Annotated in this window: 2 protein-coding genes; both read right to left on the bottom strand. The window is 65.3% G+C overall.

Going from position 1 to position 704, the window contains the following annotated elements; translation table 11 throughout:
* A partial coding sequence (locus tag GY769_11495; GenBank protein ID MCP4202545.1) for a hypothetical protein occupies window positions 1–430 on the bottom strand: 430 nt, incomplete at its 3' end.
* A 3-nt stretch (window positions 431–433) separates the two neighbouring features.
* Window positions 434–704: DUF4338 domain-containing protein (locus GY769_11490; protein MCP4202544.1), on the bottom strand; the 271-nt coding region annotated here is incomplete at its 5' end.

Raw genomic sequence — 704 nt, 5'->3', positions numbered from 1 at the left:
GGTACTGGACCGCGATTCGTTCCTCTTCCACCTCTCCGTCACACTCGGGACAGCTCTCAGGCAGCGGCGCCTCGAAGGTCTCATCGACCTTTTTCGGAGGCTTCCGGTGGGCCTTCTTGCCGTACTTCTTCCCACGCTTGCGTCCCGGACGGCGGGGGTGCTTTTTGGGCGGACCCTTCGAAAACGGCGCGGCTTGGCGTTTGCCCGCACGCCGTGTTTTCTCCAGCAGATCCTTCAGACGCGACAGCTCCGCTTGGTCGAGCTCATGCTGCTTCACGAGCCGCTCGTTGTCCTTCTCCAGTTGCTCGACTCGGGCCCGCAGACGCTCGTTGTTCTGTTGCTCGATGCGGGCCGGCAGACATCGGTTCTCCCGCTGCGTGGACGCACAACACGGGCAGGGTGGGAGCTTGGCGGTGGCGGCGAGGGCCATGCGTCAGATTTCCCCCCGCAGGGCTGCCCGAGCTTGGGCCACCAGCGGATAGACGAAGATCCGTTTGCGGCACGCGCCATGGCGCTGGTGCTCACAGTCCATGCGACCGCGACCTTGAGTCAGCCCCACGTCGATCCAGTTCGCCGCCCGGTAGCAGGTCCCGGCGAAGCGACCCTCTTCGACCAGGGTCTCCAGCAACAGCGGCTGCACGCCGTAGGCCCGTTGCCAGTCCTGCGGCAATTGCCGCGCCATCTGGCCCAGAACATTGCTGGCC

The organism is bacterium (assembly GCA_024224155.1).
GTDB lineage: Bacteria > Acidobacteriota > Thermoanaerobaculia > Multivoradales > JAHEKO01 > CALZIK01.
The sequence above is the reverse complement of the archived record's forward strand: the minus strand, read 5'-3'. Positions and strand labels throughout refer to the sequence as shown.